Raw genomic sequence first — 18,780 nt, forward strand, 5'->3', positions numbered from 1 at the left:
AACATGACCATATCGTCACTTAGGTACTTGTCTTCGCCAAGTACAACAATCAGCTGCTCTGGATGACGCATTGAATACATGTTCATGTTGTTACGGTCAGCCTCAGAGAGGTTGTTGAGTGGAGTAATAAAGTGAATGAACATTTCTGCATCACGTCCATCCTGTACTTCATCAACCATACGACCGTATGGGAATATCTTGGAGTTGGAGAGCTTAATCTTTGGCTCTGAGAAGATTTCGTCGCGGAAGATCTTCTTCAGCTCCTCATTGGTTGCTTCCGGGCGAAGTTCCTCATTCTTGATTTCGGTCTCGATGTCCTTTTCCTCATTGGTCTGATAGTGGTACTCGTCATTCGCCCCCTTCTCGATGTACGACTGGCGCACCAACTTGTTGAGAGCCTCCTGAATATCGCTACGGAATGCAGGGAAGTCGGTATCAAGCGTAGGGAGCATCACGCGAGTGATATTATCTAATGATGAAGGGAATCCCTTGACGTACTTCACAAGGAAGAGGGTTTTGAGTACCTTCAATGCCAGTTCATCATTGAGGGTACGCTCTGCCTGTAGAATGTCGTTGGAAATCTTTGTCTGGAGAACACCACGCAAACCTTCGTACATGTCGCAGAACTGAACAATCTGGTTCAAATCCTTGTCTTTGTAAAGTTTGGCTACATCCTGCGTGATGGTAAGCATACTTCGCTCACCGACAGACTGCTGCTTACCGCTGAATGCATTGTTCTTGCTCAGTTCAATGATAGATGCCTGGAGAAGATTGAACTGATAATCCACGAATGGGAAGCAGATGGCATACTGCGCATCGCTCTTGTAGTTATTACGGAACTGGCTCTGATCGCCAAAGTTGAACAATGAGCGGATAATATTCTTCTGCTTTTCGTATTCAAGGCAAAGCTGCTTGTTGGCATCATCCTTCTTTTCAAGCAGACGACGCTGGATAACCTCGTCGGCATTGGCACTGGTCAGGAAGATACGAGTGGTGAAACGTCCCTGAATACGGGAGAAGTCATTTGACTGCTGAGTATTGAGGTCACCAAGAGTTGACTCCATATCCATCTGAGAAGTCACTACTATGAACGCACGACCATCAGTCTTGTCGGTCAAGCCTTCTGCAATGGTCTGGAGTGAGAGCATACGATGCACATCCTTGCCGATGAACTGGCCGACCTCATCGACAAAGAAGATGAAGCGACTTCCGGCAGGTTGCTTGGCAAGGTGCTCCTTGATGATGGTAACGAAACCGTCTATATCCATCTTGAAGCCGCTGATCTGAGCACGAAGGTTCTTCTCGGCTGTAGCCTTATCAATACCTTCGATGTCAGCGACAACCTCTGCCAGTTTCTGTAGTTTGAGAAGAATGGATTTGCGGGCATCCTCCCATGACTCTCCATGACGTTTCTGGTATTCAGACTTGAGCAGTTCGTATTGTCCCCTGTTATCGTAGTAACGTTCAATCTCTGCAATCTCCGGCTTCTTGTCGTCGTAACCGAACTTCTTGTTGAACACCTTCAGGAAGATGGTGAGTACAGGGTCATTGACATTCTTGCCAAGACCATCATGAAGTTCCTGTATGTTGAAGAGTACACTTTCAGTAGAAACCTTGCAAGCCTTCTGTATCTGCTCCTTCAGCTCGAAGTCATCATTCGCCTTTTCTGCAAAAATATCAGCACAAGGGTGGCCTTCAATGACTAGTTTGTTTTCAAGAACGTATGAGAGTATCTTCAGCAAGTGTGACTTACCCGAACCGAAGTCACCTGAAATCCAGACACAATTTGCCTTTGAGCCAGGCACCAAATTCTCAAACAGACGGGGAAGCAGACGAATCTGCTCGGCTGTGATTACATACTCGGTGATTTCCTCCGCCAGTTTTGCGGTACTGTCAGCCTTGATAACGCCGTCAATCGTACGGTTAATATCTTTTTTGTAAATCTGTTCCTGTATCATTGTGTTCAGATTTGATCGATAGTTACTTTTATTTCATCGAGATTATGACCTCTGTAATAGTTCTCATCCGAGATTGTTCCAAAGAGCGAAAGTTGAAGGTTGTTGTATTCGCCTGGGAAGAACAATATGAGATTGTTCTGCTTGGCAAGTTCATCAAGGTTGTTCAGAATGCCATGAGAACGGATGAACGGATAGACTCTGCCCACGCCTGTGATGAATACGAAATCAGGATTCTGCCCGTTTATCATTTCGCTGATGTGGGGAATGATAACAGACTTGATATCCAGAATGCTGTCTATGGTTGATACTATGTCCTCCTGCTCCAGATTTGTCTCGTCTTCAAGAATGGTCTGAAGCACGCCCTCACCTTCAAGCAGCTTGATACAGAGATCATACAGATCAATGGTCATGGCCGTTTTTCCTTTCTTTGAAAGCCGGCTGACCAATCGCTGAGTCTGACTATTCAACTCGGTTTGACCTTGGTTTGGTATTGGCTGGATGAACAACGGAAGTTCACCACCCAGATTCTTGCCAAAGTCTGGGGAAATGAGTTTTCGGAACACCTCTTCAAAAAGAGAGTCCATATCACGATAGGCCTGTGCTGAGTATATCGAAGTATTATTCATATAAGCTTATGGCATTACTGATTTCGTTATTTGAATATAGGAAGGCTGCAAGAAGTTTTGGATCATCCTTTACGATGGCGCATTCAACCTTCTCAGGAAGGTAAGGACGTTGCAACAATCCTGTGTCAACAGACTCTATGATTTCCAACTGTTCAAGAATGCGGAACACAACCTGTCGCATTTTGGCTACAGTTTGGTCAGTCACGGCTTCAAGTTCTGGATGAATGTACTTCTTTTCGTTGAAGAACTCATTGAAGTTTGCCTGAGTAACCTTTTCGTACTGATTGAAGAAACACTCCCTGATGTTTTCCGATATGAAATCATATATAAAGGAATGTGCCTTGCATATTGCCAACAAAACAATAAGGCGACGGACTACGGCCGTTCCATCTACAAGCATTGAAAGCTGCTCGTCATTCAGGACCTCAAGACGCTGTTTCATAAGGGCGAAGTAGCGGACATTGGAAGACTTTTTATCCTTTTCCATCAAGTTCTCCTTGAAGGTCTTATCTTTGGTCTTCTCCCAGTCACCACCACATTCCATAAGCGCCCCTGCTACAGCTTTCATTTCATTCAGCATTGCAGCACCGGCGGTAAAGCCTATGTTATATGTATCTTGTCCCATTGCCATTTATACCTCCTCACCAATTTGAACTTCATCCGGGCGAATCAACTCGTTAACATCTACATTGAGAACTTTTGATATTTTGATGAGCGATTCAAGATTTGGCTGGGAGAAATTGGTCATCCATTTGGAAACGGTCGCCTGGCTGACCCCTAGCTTTTCAGACAACCAAGTATTGGATAAATCCTTCTCAGCCATTACAACCTTTAGTCGATTCAATCTTTTTACTTCCATAATTTTGAATTTAATGATGTAAATATAGCAAAAGTATTGAAATATATTTCCAAATTAGAAAGTTTTTTAACAGCAAATCCATGCAAACTCATTAAGTCGCATGGATTCGGTTTCCAGAAATTATTATTTCTTATTCTGAACTATTTCACGTCTTTGAGAGAGGCGAATTTGTAGCCTCTGCTCTTGAAATATTTAATGATTTCACCAAGACGGTTGTACAGACGGTCTGTACGGCTCTCGTCTATGCCCGGATGTATGAGCACGATTGCGCCATTGAGACCCTCAACCTTCTCGAAATTATAGAGAGCATTGATAAGAGTCTGCGAATCCTTGTAGTTAGGCATATCAGGTGTTGTGTAATCTGCCGGTGTTGCAATTCCAGGAGTATAGTTCACCATCCTGTAACCCATTGAGTTGGTGAGAAATACGCTTTCCTTGTTGTAGTATTCGTATGGAGGGAGGAACCAGCGTGAATCCTCAGGAGAAACGCCATACTCTGCAAGAGCCTCGGCATTCTTCTTGAGATCCTCTGTTATCTGGTCATATGTAACTATCAGTGAATCTCTCTTGCCCCAGTTTGCAATGAGCATGTGGGAATCTGAATGACCGCCTACATAATGGCCCTCCTCAATTATCTTTCTGATTATCTCCTTGTTGGCTTCCGCTCTCAGACCGTTGCCTGTGAAGAAGAACGAGCCCTTTATATTGTTCTTCTTAAGTTCCTTGACTATGGCTTCACCACCGTTGAAATTGACATCTGCGGTGAACACGAGATATATGTTCCTTGTTTCAGGAGCAATTCTTATGACTGCGCCGTAGGCATCCTTTACAACTGAAGCCTGCTTGAGCGCAGCGGCCTGCTCAAGTCCCTGATTCTCCTTTGTGGCAAAATAATAGGTAAGGCCTGCTGTACCGTCCATTGTAGGCTCGTTGCTTGCATAATCGCCAAGGTCATCGTGATAGACAGCAATACCCTGGTTCAGTTCCTTGAATGCATCAGGATTGCGCAATGAGTTTCCGGCTCTCTCCTCGAACACCGTTCTGTAAACAGGTCCGTCAAGAAGACCGCCGTAAGGTATCACGCCAAGGTTTGCGGTATATGATGAATGAGGCTCAACAGGAACGTCGGAACCGCCGAAAGGATAACCGCTTATCATTGTTGTACCCCAAGGGTTACAGCCCAGAAGCCAGTCACGCAGCGCAGCTTCCATTTCCAGGAATTCCCTGCTGCCTGTGCTCTGGGCATAAAGTCTTGCGTGGGTTATGGCTGCGGATGTAAGGTTGTTCGAACACCATATATATGGAATACCGTTGAGGAAAGGATCGCCCTCACCCCTGTTGAGCAGGTCCTCAAGACCCATTCTCATGAATTCCTGATATTTTGCAGCCACCTTTGCATCGCTTGAATTCGCAAGGTAATAGTGCCCCAGGTTGATGAAAGGATAGAACTGATAATGCCTTCCGCGTCCGAGCTCCATCCAAGGTGAAACAGGCTCCAGTTCTCCCCAGTAATCTGCATCCTTGAGCCACTTGGCATTGTTGGTGGTGCTGTTGAGCATTTGTTTGCCATCGCCAAGTGTATAATTGTAGAAAGTGGCTGCGGCAAGCTCCACATCATCGGTATAGGTATCTTCCTCATAGAAATAAGGTGATACAAGGCAAGCTGTCTGGGTATTGCCTGGCTTTGTGAGTGCAAAGTCGTATGCCTCCTGAGCCTTTGCGGTGAGCATTGCGGCGAATTTAGGATCAATGTCCTTGAAAGCTGCTGCACCAAGAGCGAATGTTGATGAGAACTTTCCTGCAACTGACGCAACACCGGTTGTACGGTTGATATACTTGCCAAGTCCCTGAGGCTTGCCTGTTACAAAATATACAGGACGTCCCTGACCGGGGCCCCAGCCATAATCAACCTCATCGTCCTGAGGAAAACGGAAACCTGCATGGTCACGGTCGTCGGCAATCTGAGCGAACATCACACCGTATTCAGGATTCATCTTCACAAGCCAGTCAAGGCCCCATCTGGCCTCGTCAAGGATATCAGGAATACCGTTCGAGCCTTTCTTTCCCCTTGCGTCGTACTCATCCTTGAAAACGGATTTGTCCTTCTGCTGCATGTAAGCGAAAAGCATATGGTAGCAGGCTGTAGCACTGGTTGTCTGGTACTGCAGATAGTCAGCCGCATCGTGCCAGCCGCCGGTTACGTCAATGTGCTCGCCGCTGCGTGTAGGATGGTCAACAATGAAACCATCGTGAGTGTGGCATTCAGCATCATTGTAAGGGTTGTAGCCGCAACGCTGCTGCCTCATATATGTGAGAAGGAAATCGGACAGTCCGTCATAAACATCCGTGCCTATTCTGAAGACCGGAGACTTTGCGCCACGGAACTGCACATAGTAACCACCAGGGATATTGTACTCACTGAAATTCAGGCGGGCGCCTGTCTTCAACGCCCATTTGCCTGGGTTCTTTGCATATTCCACGGGAGCGCTGAACACGGTTTTTCCAGTTACTGCATCAACAAGCTGGAACATATTCTCCTGAGCGTTTGCGCTTGCAACATCCTCGCTGTTCAAATACACCGCCACCTTGATATCATTCGGGAGGTATCCGATCTGGTTGACCCTCACCCACTCTCCTGCCTGCGCGCCGAAGCTTATCACAGCTGCCAGAAGGAACAAATAAAATCGTTTCATAGTCTATGCTTTAATAAGTTATTTCGTAAATGTAAGGAATACGGGCGTATGCCTTGCTGCCCTCGAACTTGTTCAATGAACTGTAAGCCCTCTCAATGCCCTTGAACTGCTCAGGAAGCAATGCGGACTTACCACCGTTTGAAAGAGACTCCATCAATGTCTCGAATGAAGACTTGACTTTTGGATATTCAACCACCTTGTATTCAGCCAGGCCTGCAATCCGTGCGGCTTCCTCAATGGCATCATCAATGCCTCCTATCCTGTCTGCCAGTGAGCATACCACAGCATCTGCTCCAGTCCATACACGGCCCTGACCAAGAGAGTCAACCATTCCAAGACTCATGTTCCTTCCGTCTGCAACAATTGAAATGAACTGGGAGTAAACATCCTCAACCATCTTCTGCATATAAGCGCGCTCGGTTTTGTCAAGCGGCTCCGACATTGACATGAATGTAGAATGCTGATGTGTTCCAATGTTCTCGGTATTGATATCAAGAGTTTTCTTGAGTGCATTGCCATAGTTGAACAAAAGGCTGAATACGCCTATTGAGCCCGTGATTGTTGTACGCTCGGTAATGATCTTGTCGGACTGAGCTGAAATCCAGTAACCGCCGCTGGCTGCATACTCGCCGAAACTGCTTACAACAGGCTTGTTCTTTCTCAATTCCTGAAGTTCAACCCTTATCTGCTCAGCGGCCTGGGCGTCTCCGCCAGGAGAATTAACTCTGAGAACAACCGCCTTGATTGAAGAATCCGCTGCAACCTTCCTGATTACAGGGCAAAGTTCCTGTGCGGCCATTCCTTCGCCTTCCATTACAATCTCGCCCTCGGCATAAATTATTGCAAGCTTGTCCTTTGCCTTGGACTTGCCTGCTGATTTCTGACTTGCGTAACTGTCAAGGCTGACCATCTTCACATCCTTCTCCTTCTCAACGCCAAAGAGGTCTGCAACTATCTGTCCTATCTCTATCTTTGTAACTGATGAATCGGCCAGATGGTTCTCAACCATTGAAGAAGCGTCCGATATTGCGAGTGCATTCACAAGGCTGTCCAGCTGTTCCCTGCTCAACTCCCTGCTCCTGCATATATCCTCAGACCAGCTTTCCCATATTGATGTGAGCATACGCTCGTTCTGAAGCTTGTTTGCTTCTGAAATATGATTCTCAATGAACTGCTCAGCCGCAGCCTTGAATTTTCCGTGTCTTATGCATTCAACGTTGAGCCCGAGTTTGTCCAGAAGGTCCTTGAAGAAAAGCATGCTGGTTCCAAGTCCTGTCATAGGGAAGAAACACTGGTTGTTCACATATATCCTGTCTGCAACACTGGCTATGAAATACGAACTCTGTGAATAGTTGTCAGCATATGCAATTACAGGTTTGCCGCTCAGCCTGAAATTTTCCAGAGCTCTTCTGAGAGCTTCCATATTAGGCATAGAGCACATTGCATCGTTGGCTTTCAGATAAATCAGCTTCACCGCCGGATCTTCTGAAGCCGCATTTATTGCATCAACAGCTTCCTTGATTCCAAGAGAATTGCCGCCCATTGACAGCTGGAACACTCCGAGATTGCTCTGCAGACCGCTGAAAGGGTCCTCAACGCTTCTCTCAGCTACAGGCGAAGCCAGGTCCACCTTAAGCACAAATGATTCAGGCAATACGTTTTCGCTCTTCGAAGATGATGCCGAAATGGCTATCATGGCAACGAAATAAATCACAGACACAATGCAGAACACTCCCAATGCGAGCAAAGCACCTATGAATGAAGCTAATAGAAATTTAAAGAAAGCTTTCATAAACGGGTTCAGTTATTCATATTAAACTTTCAAATTTACAAAAAAAAGAATTGGAACGAAAAAAAAACGCCCCGGAGATAACCGGAGCGTATTCAAGTACTGAATCACATGCAACTATTTGGCAGCTTCCTCTTTCTTTGTTGCAGGGAAACCGAGCTTGGCCAGTTCGTTTGCAAGCTGCTGCTCGCTTACCTTCTTGGGATCGTACTGGAACCATACCGTCTTGTCCTGAACACTGACCTTGAACTTCTTCACACCTTTGATGAAACCGAGGTTTGCATCACATTTCTTCTTGCAGTTATTGCAATGAATGTTTGCTGTAAAAGTGACTTCTGCTACGGCTTTGCCGCCCTTCTTGTCCTGTGCGCCTGCGCTTATTGCAAAGCAAAGCACGGTAACAAGAATCATAGATAAAATTCTTAATGCTTTCATGATTTTTGTATTTTATTGATTTGTTTGTACATGCATTTATTTCCAAAGTGTGAGTCTCATACCCACATAGAACATACGTCCCATCAGCGGCGCCCAGATCATTGCCGCATTGAAATCCTTGGAGAAAGGATTCTGCGCATCAATTATAGGATTGCTCTGGGTGTAGTTGCCAATGTTCTCCACTCCTCCGTACAGATCCAGTCCGCGGAATTTCTTGGTAATCTGGAAGTAGAACAACCCGTACGGATTGCTCTCACCACCGCCGATGAATTGAGGCTTGGCCGAAGGACCGTTCAGCTGAGCCGTGAAATCAAAGATCCATTTCTGCAGATTCGTAGCGTACTGAACGTTGAACACGCCCTTGTATTTGCTCATCAGAGGACGGTCAACCAGTCCCTGCCCGTCCATTTTCACTTTTGCATTTGTGTATCTGAAAGTGAGCATTGTTGTAAGTCCCTCTATCGGTTCAAGACTCAGATCCACCTGATAGGTATCAGTGAATGATTTTCCCTTGCAATTGTACAGCGATACCCTTGACAGATTCTTGTCCCAGTCAACAACCAGCTGCTCCTTGAAATTGGTCCTGAAGTAATCGAAGCTTATGTATGAATCCTCACCGTATCCCAGCTTGAAATACTGGCTCACATTAGCCCCGAAAGTCCAGGCATCCTCCATCTGAGGCTTCTCCTCAAGATATATCTCTCTACCTGACGATAGCATTCCAAGATTGTCCGCAATCACGTTGGCGCTTCTGAGTCCGCGTCCGCCGTTCGCCCTGAAAATCAGTTTGTCGGTAAGCGAGTATTTCAAAGTCACCCTTGGCGCAAGGTACCACTGGCTTGTAAGTGTATGATAATCGGCCCTGAGGCCTGCAATAACGGAAAGTTTCTCATTTTTGCTATCGTAAGTGTATTCAGAGAAAACTCCGTACACATTGTCGCGTTTGCCAAGGAAGCCAAGGTCCTGCAGTGGTGCCTGATGCGATTCATAAAGATTCTCGTATATTTTGTCGAACTGACCGGTGAGTCCTGCGCTCAACTTGTGGCATGGAGCCAGCCTGTTCTGGGAAATTATGTTCACGAAGCCCATTGTCTGATGGCCGTTGTAGCGCTTGTTGCCGAAACTTGACTTCATATCGTAATATGAAACATCCGCCACCATTGCAATATTGGTTTCACCTTCCGCAGCAATAGGCACGCCTATTTTCAGATAGCCGTCAATGCCCTTGTTCCTGATTTCGGAGCCCCAGGCTCTGCTCTGCGGAACCGCCACGAAGCTGTCATAATCATCATTCATACCCTCCTTGTAATCCATCTGACCTCCTATTCGCTTGTCGCTCACGGCTTTCAGACCGAATCTAATCTGCGGACCGCCTTCCGAAGCCTGGTACAGCCATCTGTTGTCAAAATTGAACTGCGTTTTAAGAGGGTCATCACGGAAGCCGTCGTCATTCATATCGTGCTTCTTCATATCCTTTGACACGTGGGCCATTATTACAGTGTACCACTTATCGTTCAACTGAAGGCTTGATGCCACATTGGCTTCGGCCCTCACATTGTTGTTGAAGAACAGATTCACGAACAGCGGATTCTCCGCAGTAGGCTTCCTGTGCTCCATGTTTATCTGGCCCGTAACAGCCTCCAGACCGTTGATTACCGAACTCGGTCCCTTGGCAATCTGGATGCTTTCCAGCCACTGACCGGGAATATAGTCAAGACCGAACGGAGCAGCAAGTCCGCGCATCACAGGCCTGTTCTCATCCAGCATCTGTGTATAGGCGCCTGAAAGGCCGAGCAGCCTTATCTGACGGGCGCCTGTGATTGCATCCGAGAAGCCGACACTTACACTTGCCGAATTCTCAAAACTCTCGGCAAGCGAGCAGCAGGCCATCTTGCACAATCCTGCGGCCGATATCACCTCGGTCTTCATATTTGCGCTCTTTGACAGATAGTTGCCGCCCTGTCTTCCGGTCACAACCAGTGCCTCAAGCTCGGTGTTGCTCAAAAGATTGAACTCGCATAAAGCAGTTCCTCCATCAGTACTCACAGAAGCGGCACTGCCGTCATTTGCTTTGCTGACCTGACCGTCAGATGCAACACTAAGGCACAATGTATCACTTGCAAAGCCCACATACGATGCCACCAGCGTAGCATTGCCTGCAGGCAGCTTCTCGATTCTGAACTCACCTTTATCATTGCACTCATAGAACTTATTGGTTTCCAGCACAATAATGGAAGCGTAGGCCGCAGGGCTCTTTTCTCCCTGAGAAACGGTATTCACCCGCCCTCTCAAGATCCCGCTCTGTGCGAACAGGCCCGCAACGGAGCCCCAGACCATTATCATTATCAACAGAACCTTTTTCATTTCATTATTCATTTTCATTTTTCACCGGCGATGGTTCATCACCGTTTGGTCACATTTTTCCAGAAAATGTGACCGTTTTGCCAATCTCAGCCATCAAATGTGCACAATACAAACCTTTGCATGAACTTGCGGCCGAAAAAAAGGCAAATTTTCGGCCGAAATGCCAAACTCGTCCGAAAAAAGACGGATTTCGCGGCTGTTCGCTGTTTTTTGGCGCATTCCGCCGAAAAAAGACGGATTTCGCGGCCGGAATCCTGAACTTGTCCGAAAAAACAGCATTTTTACGGCCGGACCGGCTAAATACGGAATTGTGAATTTATTACATTTATAGAATTGCCCGTAATAAGAGGCGGAGCAGGAATCCGCTCACGCACAAAATCAACGTTGAAGCAAGAATTGTTCAAGAAAGAGAGTTCCGGCAAATACACCAGCATATAAACACCTGCCGCAGGACACTGGGAACCATCCTGCAGAACCTGTTCACTTGAAATTCTGAATATTCTTGTATGGCAGCACTTGCTGCTGTGATGATACTCGCACTCACTGCATACGCACTTGGCTGGCTCAGCTAACAGCCCGCTTGAACACTTACAGCTCCCTTCTTGAGCGGACCCGCTTTTTGCAGAATCATGTGAAACGCTTGCACCTGATTTGCATGCATTGCATTGGCAATGACCTGAAGCGTCATGGTCCATATCACAAATCGCATGACCTTTACCACAAGCTTGTTCATGTTCGTGGCAATGTTCACAAGGAGACTCGCCATAGCAAAGAACGACATTGCTGGTACCGTCGTGGTCACAATGATGAACGCCATATCCCATAGTGGAAAGGACATAGCACAACGCCAGAGCGAGCATGGCAATATGGCTGAACATTTTTCTCATTGCACTGCAAATTTAGCAATTTTCATACCAATTGCCACAAAAAAGTAATATTGCAATCATAATAAGCCACCTGTGAAATAAAGTGCTGTTCATGCTCCGATAATTTCAGTGTCCTACCGGGGAAACACGATCTCCATAACGCTGGTGTGGACAAACCTGCTTGGAAACGAAGTAGAACAGCAGAACGAGCAGGTTCTGGGGACAAACCTGCTCGGAAACGGAGAAAAAATGAAAAATTACAGATTGAGTATGCGCCGCGAATTCGGCAGAAGATTATTCACGCGCCTGCCTATGTTCTTCAAGAATCCCAGTCCTTTACCACGATAGCAAATCAGGAGTATTCCCAGCGGAGCATCTTCCAGAGCATTAAGCTGCTTTGCCAGAAATTTAAGCGCAGTTTCGCGGTCAACTTCAACCATCTTGAATGCACTGGAATTCATTGCAAAAGTTTCAAATCCCTTTTCTGAAGTTTGTGAATCCGTTGGTGCACTGACACTGTTATGGAATGCAAAGTCCGAACCAATGAGATTGGATGTGGCGAGCTGTGCATCAGGTATGAAATCCTTGCCCTTGATCGTGCCTAATGCCACTCCGGAGCCGAGCACTCTTACGGCGCTTGATATGCAATCAATGTCAATGGCAAGATTAGCCGGCAGAATCTTGAACAGTTCACCCTGCTGACGGACAATCACATCTTCGCAGGATTTGTTCAGGACATCAATCAGTGAAGACATTGCTTCAGGTACCTTGATGCGGTCCGAATTTTTCTGAGACTTTGAATCTGCTCCTCCACGCTTGTTCAATCTCCTGTTGCCATCAACACGCCTGCCATGTTTGTTTCTGACTACCTGATTCGCTGGAATACCATAACGGAAGTCTTCAGGGCTGCGAACTTCGCCGCAATGCGGCATATACAACGAATTATTTTCAGAACAAGCGTTATTTCCCACTACTTGAGTCCCAGGAAGTTCCGTACCGGCGGAACCGGATGAACCAGACGAACAAGTTGTGGAACTATCGCCAAGTGGGGAAAGTTGCGAAGCAAGCGGGGACTGCGGCAGGTGAAGAAGAGCGCAGAACTGGCCTTCACCTCGCACCAGGCCCGGTATGAACTGATAGCCTCCGTTAGTGGTTTTCACGAGCACAGGAATACTTGTATTCGCACAGAGAGAGTTTATTGCGGGGGCTGAATCACAGGAATGGTTTATGTTCGTGAACGTATTGTTTTCTATTGAATTTGATGCTGCAATGCCATTCAAAGAAGAAAAATATCTATCAAACAGGGAAATAGGCTGTACTTCAAATCCGAACCCGGACTTGAGAAAAGCCAGCTGGTCATCGTTCTCGAAATGATTGTATGTGCAGGTGGAATAAATGAGCCATCCTCCTGGTTTGAGGCACTTCACTGCGCTGGAGAGAATGCGCTGCTGACGTGCCGCACACAGTTTCACATTGTCCAGGGACCAGTTTTCAGTGGCCGCATTGCCTGAAGCGCTGTCCATCTTGCGGAACATACCCTCGCCGGAGCAAGGTGCGTCAACAAGCACAATATCAAAGAATTCAGGCAGCTGTGCCGCAAAAACTTCAGAATCGGAGGAAGTGACAACAGCATTTGCCGTGCCCCATATTTCAAGATTCTCCTTGAGTATTGTTGCACGGGAGGATATGACCTCGTTGCTTACCAGCAGTGAATCAGGCTCGAGCAAGGACAGCAGGTGTGTGGATTTTCCGCCAGGTGCCGCACACAGGTCCAGAACCCGCAGGGATTTATATTCAGCGAATCTAGCACCGGAACCTGCCGCAGGGTCTGATACTGAGTCTGCGTGCATACCTGCCAAGGCACATAAAGCAGAATCCATTGCAGAAACACCGGGAAGACAGGTATTGGCCTGCGTACCGGAAGCGGCATTCCTTGCAAAGTATTCCCTGCAAGATTCTATCTGTCTGAACACCCCCTCCAGGAACATGGATGAAGCATCCTGAACATAATATGCACCGGCATGGAAAAGCGGGTCAAGAGTGAAATTCGGTCTTTCGCTCAGATAGAATCCGTTGCTGCACCATGGTACCTGCTGAGCATCCGGCCATATTGCCAGCAGGTCCTCGCAACTGAACTTTGAAGGATTGATGCGCACACAGGCCAATGGACTAGCAGAAATCGCCGAGGAATAGCGCTCGTATGCGCTACTCCCCAGCGATTCCTTGAAAAGTTCCTCGAAACCTGCAGGCAGTATCATATGTTCATCTTTGCTTTGAGTTCGTCAATGTTTATGCCCGAAGGATTGATTTTGCCCTCGGAAGCATCCTTGAGCTTCTCGGTAATTGTATCAACAAGAGTCTGCAACTTGCCGCCAAGCATCATCTTTATCATGAAAGGAAGGTCCGCATGAAGTTCGAGATGGAACTCGGTGCGCTGCAAATCAACAGGATTCATGAACGCCTCCACATTGAACTTGAAAGGTGCTCCGCCCAGTTCCTTCATCTGAACGTATGAATATGGCATGCGGCTGCAGATCTGCGCACCAAGGTTGAAGCCCTGAACCTGCGCCTGCAAGGTATCCTCGGTTGCCTGGACCTGGCTCTGCTTGTCCTCCGGAAGATTGCGCACGAAATTGCGCATATCCGCAAAGGCGGCGTAAAGCTGCGGAGCAGGCAGATTGATAACTTCTGTTTTACCTTTTATGTCTGTCATATCAGATACCCCATTTGTCAGGAGCGAGTCTCCACTCTGAAAGCACCTTCAGATCTGATTCCTTGATATAGTTTGTTACTACAGCCTGCTCGAGAAGAGCCTCATAGTGGCTCAATGTATGCAGTTCAACGTTTGCATTCTCGAACGCTCTTATTGAAGTGATGAAATTGTATGAGAAGTTGGCAACCATTCCAAGAACAACGGCGCCTTCCTTCTGCAAAGCGTCAACAGCTGAAAGGCTGCTTGCTCCTGTTGAGATAAGGTCCTCGATTACAACAACCTTGGCACCGCTTTTCAAAGCGCCTTCAACGCGTACGCCTGTACCATGATCCTTTGGTTTAGGTCTTACATATACCATTGGAAGGCCGAGTGCATCGGCAACCAGTGCTGCAGTTGCAATTGCGCCTGTGGCAACTCCTGCTATATACTCAACTTGAGGATAGTATTTCTTGATTACTTCAACAAATGCCCTGCAAACCTTGCTTCGAGTTTCAGGATAAGACAAAATTTTTCTATTATCACAGTAAATTGGTGATTTCCAACCGCTTGCCCAGGTAAACGGATTCTCAGGCCTTAAAATGACAGCATTAACGGATAGCAACTCCTGAGCGATTTCTTTTTCAAATGATTCCATATCTTAAATTTTAGTCCACAAAGATAATGATTTAGAACTTGTTTTGCCAAACTTGAAATTCTTTTCCAAAAAAGGTCTTATCTTTGCCGCGCTTTTAACAGAACAAACATGGACAGCACAACTTACAACATATATTTTCAAAAACGCACACTGACCATCTGCAACGAATCCGCCATTTCACCGGCTGCAAATCCGAATGCAGTAATCTGCTGCGCACAGCATATTCCGGATCTGAGCAAGGTTGGCGAAATGATGGACAATATGCAAGCCGTTCACAATCTTATACTTGCAACAAACGAGGATGGCAACGGTTCTCTGAGCAACAAGGAGGTTTTTGAAAAGATAAGCGAAGGCTTCACCCAGATAAATGCCGGCGGCGGAGTGATAGAGAACACAGAAGGCAAGCTGCTCCTCATATTCAGGAACGGCAGATGGGACCTTCCGAAAGGCAAGCAGGAGCCCGGTGAAGACATTGTCTGCACCGCCCTCAGGGAAGTTGAGGAGGAAACCGGAATAGCCCCGTCAAGGGAGATTGAGCCGCTCTGCCTCACGCATCACAGCTACCATTTGAACGGGCAGTTTGTTCTCAAGCATACCCACTGGTACAGAATGCGTTATGCAGGAAGCGCCACACCTGTTCCACAAACCGAGGAAGGCATAGAAAAAGCCGTATGGGTAGAAAAAAAGGAACTGTCCTCATACATAAAGGACACGTTCCCTTCAATTGCCAAGGTTCTCTCCTGCTACCTTTGATTTTCCACCGGCGATAGTTTCAGAAAACTTTTTTACGCAGCCTTATCCATACTGCGCAGAGTCTTGTTGCTTACAAGAGGCTTTGCCCAGAAGCTTATGCTGAACACGTATGCGGTGGTAAGGAAGATGAACATCATTCCTCCCCTCAGGCCGAAGATGTCACCCAGCCAGGCCACGATAAGAGGTCCGAGAGCTGCACCGGCTATCGCTGTGCATAAAATACCTGCGAAAGCACCCTGATATCTCGGTACAGAGTTCAAAGCCAGCGAGAACACTATGGAATACATAACTGAAAGCGAGAAGCCGAAAAGCGGGAATGCCCAGCGTGCGAGTTCCCCACCTCCGAACAGTGCCATGGCCAAGGTAATGAAAGCCATCACGCAGGCCACCTTGAGCACGTTCTTTGAGTCCCATAGCTTGAGAGCGCCCAGACCGGCTATGCAGCCCACTGCCATTGCACCCCAGAACTGACCCACTGCGCTGGCGCCCACTGTCTGCGGATCCATTGAGTGATAATCCTGAAGGAACTTGGATATCCAGTTGGCACATCCCTGCTCCGTTGCCTCATAGCAGAGGATTCCCAGGAAGAACAGATAAGTGTATTTGTTTTTCAGCAACTCCCTGTATGCGTGAATGCCGCTCACCTTTTCATCGTTGTTCAAATCAAGTTTAGGCAGTCTGAGAACAAGCACAATGATTATCATAATGGCAACAATGCCAACGAACAACCAGTATAGTGAAACCCAGGGAAGCTCGGCAGGGGTGAGCATCTGAAGCACTCCTGTGATCCCGCTGCACTTCTGACCCGATGACAGTGAGGCAACAAGATTCGAATATACCTGAGGGCTCACAAAGGAAGCTCCGCTGAACACCAGCTGTCCCATGACTGAAAAGAAAGCGAAGTTCTCCTCACCGCCCGCAACTCTGGTAAGCGGATTGATAGTTGTCTGGAGCATTGCCATGCCAAGTCCGATGGTGAACGAAGACACCAGAAGTACAGGGAAACTCGGCATAAGCGCAAACAGCAAGGAACCCAGCAATGGAAGTCCCCAGCCCAAAGAAAGCACGAACTTCTGACTGTACTTTTCAATGAGCAGTCCGGCAGGGATTGAAATCACAGCGTAGGCTATGAAGAATGAAGTTGGAATGAACCCTGCAAGAGCCAGTTCCTGAAGATGGAAATTATCAATGATATCCGGAATAAGCGGGCCTATTATGTTGGTTATGAATGAAATCATGAACCAGAACAACATGATCAGAGCCACTATCCAATAACTGCGTTTCATATGCTCGGCTGTTCAGGAGAAAACGGAAATCTATCCTTGCTAGAAGTTAAATGACATATTGAACATTACGCCAAGCTGGTGGAAGCTTTTCTTTGTATCCGTAAAATGGATTGCATTGGAGAAAGCTTCTTCAAACTTCTTCTCGTCCTGCTCATATTCAAGCTCAAAAGCATAGTCATCGTAATACAAGGCCTTGAACGGAGACCTTGAATAATCGTATGTCAGCTTCAAGTCAAAGCTTATATTCTCCCTGTAAGCCCAGGTAAGGGCAAGACCTGCTCCGAATTTCATGCTTTTACTGTCGTCAACCGAAATGAAGTCACCTATTGTGTGTCCCTGCGCAAAGAATTCAATCCACTGCTTCTCTGTCCATTGTCTTACTTCGCTCGCTTTCAGGTCACGGTCATCGGAGAAGAACAGATCATAATCGGCCATGTGCAGATAACCCATTGAAAGGTTTGCGCTTGCTCTCCATCTCTTTGAGAACGGCAGCGAGAAATATGGGCCAAGATCGAACTGATATGCGGCCATCTGGTCTGTAATGTCAACATTCGAGAAGTCATAAGGAATTATTACACCGGGATCCTTTGCGTAATAGTAGTCATTCAAGCCGTTGGCTCTTACAGGATAAATGGAGACTCTTCCTTTGCCGCCCAATCCGAAGTAAGGGGTGAAATAGTATGCTCCCTCGAACTGAACCGTTGTTCCTGTTCCGATTCTAAGCTTGCCGTCGAATGTAGGAGCATAGCCGTATGGTGAATTCAACTCAGCAGGAAGATCTATGTTGTTCAGCCTTGTAGCACCCATACCAAGAGATATGAATGAAGGATGCTGGTAGAGGTCGCTGTTGCCTTCCCTCTCAAGTCTGTTCACTCCCTTGTCCTTGAAAATAAGGCCGCCGAACACATAACCGAGGTCCGTAGCAAGAATACCGAAACCTGCGCCAACCATGATATCGCTTATCCAGTGACGGTTGTTGAGGCTACGCATGACACCTGTGGTAGCTGCGGCGGAATAGCCGAGGACACTGAACCATGGGCTGCGTGTAAGACCGTACTCCTTGTGAAGAATGGTAGCTGCAACGAATGCTGTGGCGGTATGGCCTGAAGGGAATGAGTTGGCGGTTGAGCCGTCGGGACGCATTTCCTTTGCAGTGTATTTCACACCATTCACCAGCAAGCCCATTGTTGCGTATGACAGAACGCCGCTCACAAGGAATCTGCCCCAGTTGTTCTTTCCTTCATATCCTGCTATCTTCAAGGCAAAGGTTGTGACAATAGGCAGATGCTGTATGTAGTCATCGGTCCTGTCATGGAACTCCGAATTCAGTCTGAATCTCGCCTCCCTGAAATTGTTCTTTCCTGTCTTTGCAATGAAACCTGCAGCAATTATTGGAACAGGAATGAAACTCAGCTCATCACTGACCTTGAAATGATATTGATTGACTTCCGACACACGATTATCATCATTTGAATGCAATACATCCATGATATTGTGATTTGTAAAGCTGTTGCCTGCAGATGCGCTTGTCCATCCCTCAAGATAACTCGGGCTGAGAGAAAGCATTCTCAGACCTGTTGCGGATGATTCATCGGAGCCCTGATCGCCGGCATACGAATTTCCGTATGCAAACTGAGCATCTACTTCACCGGCACTGAACACCAGAGCCGCCAGAACTGATAAAAGACAGACTATTTTCTTCATAAATGAACTATTGGTTAATCCGTGCAAAGATACATATTTTCTTGCAATTGACTGGAGCAATACATAATTTTGTAGAGCTACATTTTCTGAAACAAATAAA

General features: G+C 46.9%; 15 protein-coding genes and 1 pseudogene. 1 reads left to right on the forward strand and 15 read right to left on the reverse strand.

The annotated features are described in order from the left end of the window. The 13 genes and pseudogenes from brxC to pyrE all read right to left on the reverse strand — a co-directional run. The coding region (brxC, locus tag AC06L3_RS05975) for a BREX system P-loop protein BrxC (protein WP_475669711.1) at positions 1 to 1,958 on the reverse strand (1,958 nt) is incomplete at its 3' end. Between the two features lie 5 nt (positions 1,959 to 1,963). After that, on the reverse strand, positions 1,964 to 2,584 hold the full coding sequence (locus AC06L3_RS05980; protein ID WP_475669712.1) for a DUF1788 domain-containing protein: 621 nt from the start codon (positions 2,582 to 2,584) through the stop codon (positions 1,964 to 1,966). Beyond that, positions 2,577 to 3,209 carry a DUF1819 family protein gene (locus AC06L3_RS05985; protein ID WP_475669713.1) on the reverse strand — a complete coding sequence of 211 codons (633 nt, stop codon included), beginning with the start codon at positions 3,207 to 3,209 and terminating at the stop codon, positions 2,577 to 2,579. Before AC06L3_RS05985 ends, AC06L3_RS05980 begins: the two co-directional genes overlap by 8 nt. A 6-nt stretch (positions 3,210 to 3,215) precedes the next feature. After that, positions 3,216 to 3,443: a helix-turn-helix transcriptional regulator gene (locus tag AC06L3_RS05990; protein ID WP_475669714.1), complete on the reverse strand. Its 228-nt coding sequence runs from the start codon at positions 3,441 to 3,443 to the stop codon at positions 3,216 to 3,218. Between the two features lie 140 nt (positions 3,444 to 3,583). After that, positions 3,584 to 6,136 carry a bifunctional glycoside hydrolase family 9 protein/polysaccharide deacetylase gene (locus AC06L3_RS05995; RefSeq protein ID WP_475669715.1) on the reverse strand — a complete coding sequence of 851 codons (2,553 nt, stop codon included), beginning with the start codon at positions 6,134 to 6,136 and terminating at the stop codon, positions 3,584 to 3,586. A 10-nt stretch (positions 6,137 to 6,146) separates the two neighbouring features. Then, a complete protein-coding gene (sppA, locus tag AC06L3_RS06000) occupies positions 6,147 to 7,928 on the reverse strand; it encodes a signal peptide peptidase SppA (RefSeq protein ID WP_475669716.1) in 1,782 nt (593 codons plus the stop codon). A gap of 114 nt (positions 7,929 to 8,042) precedes the next feature. Then, a complete protein-coding gene (locus tag AC06L3_RS06005) occupies positions 8,043 to 8,360 on the reverse strand; it encodes a heavy-metal-associated domain-containing protein (RefSeq protein ID WP_475669717.1) in 318 nt (105 codons plus the stop codon). A gap of 36 nt (positions 8,361 to 8,396) precedes the next feature. Further along, positions 8,397 to 10,724 (reverse strand): TonB-dependent receptor, encoded by a 2,328-nt coding sequence (locus AC06L3_RS06010; RefSeq protein ID WP_475669718.1) that lies wholly within the window; start codon positions 10,722 to 10,724, stop codon positions 8,397 to 8,399. Positions 10,725 to 11,292: 568 nt separating this feature from the next. Continuing rightward, positions 11,293 to 11,562, reverse strand: coding sequence for a hypothetical protein (locus AC06L3_RS06015; RefSeq protein WP_475669719.1), 270 nt, complete (start codon positions 11,560 to 11,562; stop codon positions 11,293 to 11,295). 285 nt (positions 11,563 to 11,847) lie between these two features. After that, positions 11,848 to 13,470 (reverse strand): methyltransferase RsmF C-terminal domain-like protein, encoded by a 1,623-nt coding sequence (locus AC06L3_RS06020; RefSeq protein WP_475669737.1) that lies wholly within the window; start codon positions 13,468 to 13,470, stop codon positions 11,848 to 11,850. Between the two features lie 78 nt (positions 13,471 to 13,548). Then, a pseudogene (locus AC06L3_RS06025) lies at positions 13,549 to 13,848 on the reverse strand (hypothetical protein); the annotation flags it as partial. Continuing rightward, positions 13,845 to 14,303, reverse strand: coding sequence for a hypothetical protein (locus AC06L3_RS06030; RefSeq protein ID WP_475669720.1), 459 nt, complete (start codon positions 14,301 to 14,303; stop codon positions 13,845 to 13,847). The pseudogene AC06L3_RS06025 and the gene AC06L3_RS06030, both read right to left, overlap by 4 nt. Before the next feature lies 1 nt (position 14,304). Beyond that, a complete protein-coding gene (pyrE, locus tag AC06L3_RS06035; protein WP_475669721.1) occupies positions 14,305 to 14,937 on the reverse strand; it encodes an orotate phosphoribosyltransferase in 633 nt (210 codons plus the stop codon). Positions 14,938 to 15,045: 108 nt separating this feature from the next. Between pyrE and AC06L3_RS06040 the strand changes: the two genes are divergently transcribed. Further along, positions 15,046 to 15,690: an NUDIX hydrolase gene (locus AC06L3_RS06040; RefSeq protein ID WP_475669722.1), complete on the forward strand. Its 645-nt coding sequence runs from the start codon at positions 15,046 to 15,048 to the stop codon at positions 15,688 to 15,690. Between the two features lie 32 nt (positions 15,691 to 15,722). On the opposite strand, the gene AC06L3_RS06045 is transcribed toward AC06L3_RS06040, so the two are convergent. Next, positions 15,723 to 16,976 (reverse strand): MFS transporter, encoded by a 1,254-nt coding sequence (locus AC06L3_RS06045; protein ID WP_475669723.1) that lies wholly within the window; start codon positions 16,974 to 16,976, stop codon positions 15,723 to 15,725. A 39-nt stretch (positions 16,977 to 17,015) separates the two neighbouring features. Next, positions 17,016 to 18,680, reverse strand: a complete 1,665-nt coding sequence (locus AC06L3_RS06050) for a phosphatase PAP2 family protein (RefSeq protein WP_475669724.1) — start codon at positions 18,678 to 18,680, stop codon at positions 17,016 to 17,018. Between the last annotated feature and the right edge of the window lie 100 nt (positions 18,681 to 18,780).

It is taken from the genome of Candidatus Egerieousia sp., from assembly GCF_056211015.1.

What these genes read in the sequence shown, in the direction of transcription:
- AC06L3_RS05980 (WP_475669712.1), bottom strand. Translation starts at nt 2,584, where the DNA reads ATGAATAATACTTCGATATACTCAGCACAGGCCTATCGTGATATGGAC.
- AC06L3_RS05985 (WP_475669713.1), bottom strand. Translation starts at nt 3,209, where the DNA reads ATGGGACAAGATACATATAACATAGGCTTTACCGCCGGTGCTGCAATG.
- AC06L3_RS05990 (WP_475669714.1), bottom strand. Translation starts at nt 3,443, where the DNA reads ATGGAAGTAAAAAGATTGAATCGACTAAAGGTTGTAATGGCTGAGAAG.
- AC06L3_RS05995 (WP_475669715.1), bottom strand. Translation starts at nt 6,136, where the DNA reads ATGAAACGATTTTATTTGTTCCTTCTGGCAGCTGTGATAAGCTTCGGC.
- sppA (WP_475669716.1), bottom strand. Translation starts at nt 7,928, where the DNA reads ATGAAAGCTTTCTTTAAATTTCTATTAGCTTCATTCATAGGTGCTTTG.
- AC06L3_RS06005 (WP_475669717.1), bottom strand. Translation starts at nt 8,360, where the DNA reads ATGAAAGCATTAAGAATTTTATCTATGATTCTTGTTACCGTGCTTTGC.
- AC06L3_RS06010 (WP_475669718.1), bottom strand. Translation starts at nt 10,724, where the DNA reads ATGAAAAAGGTTCTGTTGATAATGATAATGGTCTGGGGCTCCGTTGCG.
- AC06L3_RS06015 (WP_475669719.1), bottom strand. Translation starts at nt 11,562, where the DNA reads ATGTCCTTTCCACTATGGGATATGGCGTTCATCATTGTGACCACGACG.
- AC06L3_RS06020 (WP_475669737.1), bottom strand. Translation starts at nt 13,470, where the DNA reads ATGGATTCTGCTTTATGTGCCTTGGCAGGTATGCACGCAGACTCAGTA.
- AC06L3_RS06030 (WP_475669720.1), bottom strand. Translation starts at nt 14,303, where the DNA reads ATGACAGACATAAAAGGTAAAACAGAAGTTATCAATCTGCCTGCTCCG.
- pyrE (WP_475669721.1), bottom strand. Translation starts at nt 14,937, where the DNA reads ATGGAATCATTTGAAAAAGAAATCGCTCAGGAGTTGCTATCCGTTAAT.
- AC06L3_RS06040 (WP_475669722.1), top strand. Translation starts at nt 15,046, where the DNA reads ATGGACAGCACAACTTACAACATATATTTTCAAAAACGCACACTGACC.
- AC06L3_RS06045 (WP_475669723.1), bottom strand. Translation starts at nt 16,976, where the DNA reads ATGAAACGCAGTTATTGGATAGTGGCTCTGATCATGTTGTTCTGGTTC.
- AC06L3_RS06050 (WP_475669724.1), bottom strand. Translation starts at nt 18,680, where the DNA reads ATGAAGAAAATAGTCTGTCTTTTATCAGTTCTGGCGGCTCTGGTGTTC.